Annotated in this window: 3 protein-coding genes and 2 pseudogenes; all 5 read left to right on the top strand. The window is 63.6% G+C overall.

The annotated features are described in order from the left end of the window. A pseudogene (locus WBB85_RS14105) lies at positions 1 to 353 on the top strand (UDP-N-acetylmuramate dehydrogenase); the annotation flags it as partial. 57 nt (positions 354 to 410) lie between these two features. Further along, complete coding sequence (locus WBB85_RS14100) at positions 411 to 1,334, top strand: D-alanine--D-alanine ligase (protein ID WP_432639242.1); 924 nt, start codon at positions 411 to 413, stop codon at positions 1,332 to 1,334. Next, positions 1,322 to 2,224 carry a cell division protein FtsQ/DivIB gene (locus WBB85_RS14095; protein ID WP_432639241.1) on the top strand — a complete coding sequence of 301 codons (903 nt, stop codon included), beginning with the start codon at positions 1,322 to 1,324 and terminating at the stop codon, positions 2,222 to 2,224. Before WBB85_RS14100 ends, WBB85_RS14095 begins: the two co-directional genes overlap by 13 nt. Further along, positions 2,221 to 3,552: a cell division protein FtsA gene (ftsA, locus tag WBB85_RS14090; protein WP_432639240.1), complete on the top strand. Its 1,332-nt coding sequence runs from the start codon at positions 2,221 to 2,223 to the stop codon at positions 3,550 to 3,552. Before WBB85_RS14095 ends, ftsA begins: the two co-directional genes overlap by 4 nt. A gap of 171 nt (positions 3,553 to 3,723) precedes the next feature. Beyond that, positions 3,724 to 4,221 (top strand): annotated as a pseudogene (locus WBB85_RS14085) (cell division protein FtsZ); the annotation flags it as partial.

The following is a 4,221-nucleotide window of genomic DNA, read 5'->3' as shown; positions in this document are numbered from 1 at the left end:
CGCTTGCTGCGCGGATGGACGACCAGTTGGCCCGCCGCGACGCGACCCAGCCGGTCAAGGACCGTTCGGCAGGCTCCACCTTCCGCAATCCGGCGGGCTTTTCCTCCACCGGACGGGCCGATGACGTCCACGATCTGAAGGCCTGGAAGCTGATCGACGAGGCCGGAATGCGGGGCGCGCGGCAGGGCGGCGCGCAGATGAGCGAGAAGCATCCGAACTTTCTGATCAATGCAGGCGGTGCGACGGCTGCCGACCTTGAAGGTCTGGGCGAAGAGGTCAGAAAAAGGGTTTTCAAAAACAGCGGTTTGACGCTAGAGTGGGAAATCATGCGCGTGGGCGTAACATCGCCATAGGCAGACGTGCAGAAACCATAAGATAAGGGTCCGCAAAAGGACCTGTTCGAGGCAAAATTGGCAGGCAAGTCGAGCAGACAAGCCTCCAGAGTGGCGGTGCTGATGGGCGGCCTTTCCGCAGAGCGGGAGGTGTCGCTGTCGAGCGGGCGTGAATGCGCCGACGCGCTCCGGGAGGCAGGATTCACGGTGATCGAGGTCGATGCGGGCCGCGATATCGCCGCGCGTCTGGCCGAGATCAAACCTGATATCTGTTTCAACGCTTTGCATGGCCGCTGGGGCGAGGATGGCTGCGTGCAGGGCATGCTGGAATGGCTGGGTATCCCCTATACCCATTCCGGAGTTCTGGCCTCGGCGCTGTCGATGGACAAGACGCGCGCCAAGGATATCTATCGCGGCGTTGGCCTGCCGGTGGTGGAAAGCCTGCTCGCCCCCAAATCAGAGGTGATGGCGCGGCATGTGATGGCGCCGCCCTATGTGGTGAAGCCGAATGCCGAAGGCTCCTCGGTCGGGATCTATATCGTTGCGAAGGACGCCAATTCCCCGCCGCAACTGGGCCCGGAGATGCCCGAGATCGCGATGGTCGAGGAGTATGTGCCGGGGCGCGAACTGACGGTGTCCGTCCTCGGCGACCGGACCCTTGGCGTGACCGAGATCCATACATCCGGCTGGTACGACTACCATGCCAAATACGCGCCGGGCGGGTCGACCCATACCTGCCCCGCCGATATTCCTGCCGAGATTGCTGCGGCCGCCTGCGACTATGCTTTGCGGGCCCATCGGGCGCTCGGCTGTCGGGGCCTCTCGCGGTCGGATTTCCGCTGGGATGACAGCCGGGGCATCGCTGGCCTTTTCATTCTGGAAACCAATACCCAGCCGGGGATGACGCCGACCTCTTTGTCGCCGGAACAGGCGGCGGCCGAGGGTTTGTCTTTCCCTGAACTCTGCGCCTGGATCGTGGAGGACGCGTCATGCGGCCGCTAGGCGGGGCAGAACGACGGTTCGCGGAACCCGCCCAGCCAGCGCGCCGCGATCCGGCGCCGTCGCGGCTGGCCTACCGGATGGACCGGCTGTGGCTGACGCCGATGTTCCGGCTGGCGGTGCGGGTGGGTGTGCCCTTCGTTCTGGCGATATCGCTGGTCGGCGGATACCTTGCCGACGATGCGCGCCGGGCGGGGATCGCGAAATCGCTGGCCGATCTGCGCGAAGGCGTCGAGACGCGGCCGGAATTCATGGTGCGTCTGCTGGCGGTCGATGGCGCTTCGGCCCCGGTTGCGACCGCGATCCGGGGCATGCTGCCGGTGACGCTGCCGGCCTCATCCTTCCGGCTGGATCTGGAAGCCCTGCGGGCCGAGATCGAAAAGGTCGATGCTGTCGCTTCTGCCGACATCCATATCCGCAAGGGCGGCATCCTGCAGGTGACGGTGACCGAACGCCAGCCGGTGATCCTGTGGCGGACGGCGACGGGGCTTGAGATGCTGGATACAACCGGCCACCGGGTGGCGACGCTGCTGTCCCGTGCGGCGCGGCCCGATCTGCCGGTAATCGCGGGCGAGGGCGCGGACGGTCAGGTGACCGAGGCGCTGGCACTGCTTCAAGCCGCGCTACCCATTGAGGGCCGTATCCGCGGCCTTGTCCGCATGGGCGAGCGGCGCTGGGATGTGGTCCTGGACCGCGATCAGCGCATTCTTCTGCCCGAGGCCGAACCGGTCGCGGCACTGCAACGCATCATCGCGCTCGATAAGGCCGAGGACATGCTGGGCCGCGATCTGACCGTGGTCGATCTGCGCAACCAGAACCGGCCGACGATCCGGATCGCCACCGATACAACCACTGAATTGACAGCGCTCGAAACCGAGGTGACAGGGCAATGACCGATCTTTACCAGTCCCAGCGCGCGATGCGGAACATGCGCCGTGCAGCCATGCAACGGGGCGTTGTTGCAATCCTTGATGTCGGAACATCGAAGATCGCCTGTCTGGTCCTGAATTTCGACGGGCCCGAGGAGATGCGCGAAGATGGCCTCGGCTCGCTTGCCGGGCAGTCACAGTTCCGGGTGATCGGCGCTGCCACGACCCGCTCACGCGGGGTGCGCTTTGGCGAGGTCGACGCGATGGCCGAGACCGAGCGCGCGATCCGTACTGCCGTGCAGGCAGCGCAGAAGATGGCGCAGACGCGGGTCGATCACGTCATTGCCTGTTTTTCGGGCGCGCATCCGCGCAGCTACGGGCTGGCCGGTGAGATCGAGCTGCATGACGGGCAGGTCAGCGAACAGGATGTGGCGCGTGTGCTGGCCGCCTGCGAGGTTCCGGATTTCGGGGCGGGCCGCGAGGTGCTGCATGCCCAGCCGGTGAATTTCGCCATCGACCACCGCTCGGGCCTAGGTGATCCGCGCGGCCATGTCGGCAACCGGCTGGCCGCCGATATGCATCTTCTGACCATCGATACCAACGCGGTCGAGAACCTGCTTTACTGCATCAAGCGCTGCGATCTGGAGATCGCGGGCATTGCGTCATCCGCCTATGTCTCGGGGCTCTCGTCGCTGGTCGAGGACGAGCAGGAGCTGGGTGCCGCCTGTATCGATATGGGCGGCGGGGCCACGGGGCTTTCGATCTTCATCAAGAAACACATGATCTTTGCCGAAAGCGTACGGCTGGGCGGCGATCACGTGACATCGGACATCTCCAAGGGTTTGCAGGTGCCGCTGGCGACCGCCGAGCGGATCAAGACCATTCATGGCGGGGTGCATGCGACGGGCATGGACGATCGTGAGATGATCGAGATCGGCGCCGATTGCGGCGATTGGGAAAAGGACCGACGGCAGGTCAGCCGGACCGAGCTGATCGGAATTATGCGCCCGCGTGTGGAAGAGATCCTGGAAGAGGTGCGCGCCATTCTGGATGCCGCCGGTTTCGACCAGCTGCCAAGCCAGCAGATCGTGCTGACGGGCGGGGCGAGCCAGATCCCCGGTCTCGATATGCTTGCCGCGAAAATCCTTGGCCAGAACGTCCGACTCGGCCGCCCATTGCGCGTTCAGGGCCTGCCGCAGGCGGCAACCGGTGCCGCATTCGCATCAACTGTCGGTCTTTCACTATTTGCCGCGCACCCGCAGGACGAGTGGTGGGATTTCGAAATTCCGGCCGAACGTTACCCGGCGCGGTCTTTGAAGCGCGCGGTTAAATGGTTTAAAGACAACTGGTAACCGCATGATCTTGATGTGTCGGCGAAATGCCGCTGAATGGGGTTAGATTAACCCCCAGATTTTGTAGCATTTTTGCGTTTTTTTCGTGACCTTTGGCAAATATGTGACTAAAATCGCACTAATGCGGAAAAAGCGGCCGGTTCAGGCCGGGGACATACAGGCGGATAACCAATGGCATTGAATCTGATGATGAGTGAACGCGAAGACCTTAAGCCACGGATCACTGTGTTTGGTGTTGGCGGTGCCGGTGGCAACGCTGTCAACAACATGATCGAGCAGCAGCTTGAGGGCGTGGAGTTCGTGGTGGCGAATACCGACGCGCAGGCGCTGCAGCAAAGCCATTCGAAATCGCGCATCCAGATGGGTGTGAAGGTGACCGAGGGTCTGGGTGCAGGCGCCCGTCCGTCGGTTGGCGCCGCCGCTGCCGAAGAGACGATCGAAGAGATTGTCGATCACCTCGCCGGTGCGCATATGTGCTTCATCACCGCCGGTATGGGCGGGGGCACCGGGACCGGGGCCGCGCCAATCATCGCGCAGGCCGCCCGCGAACTGGGCGTTCTGACCGTCGGCGTCGTGACCAAGCCCTTCCAGTTTGAGGGTGGCAAGCGCATGCGTCAGGCCGATGAGGGTATCGAAGCCCTACAGAAGGTCGTCGATACGCTGATCATC

The sequence above is a fragment of the Albidovulum sp. genome (assembly GCF_049646345.1).
GTDB lineage: Bacteria > Pseudomonadota > Alphaproteobacteria > Rhodobacterales > Rhodobacteraceae > Albidovulum.
The sequence above is the reverse complement of the archived record's forward strand: the minus strand, read 5'-3'. Positions and strand labels throughout refer to the sequence as shown.

Bases quoted from the DNA above. Each gene is read 5' to 3' on its own strand.
- ftsA (WP_432639240.1), top strand. From the start codon at position 2,221: ATGACCGATCTTTACCAGTCCCAGCGCGCGATGCGGAACATGCGCCGT.
- WBB85_RS14095 (WP_432639241.1), top strand. From the start codon at position 1,322: ATGCGGCCGCTAGGCGGGGCAGAACGACGGTTCGCGGAACCCGCCCAG.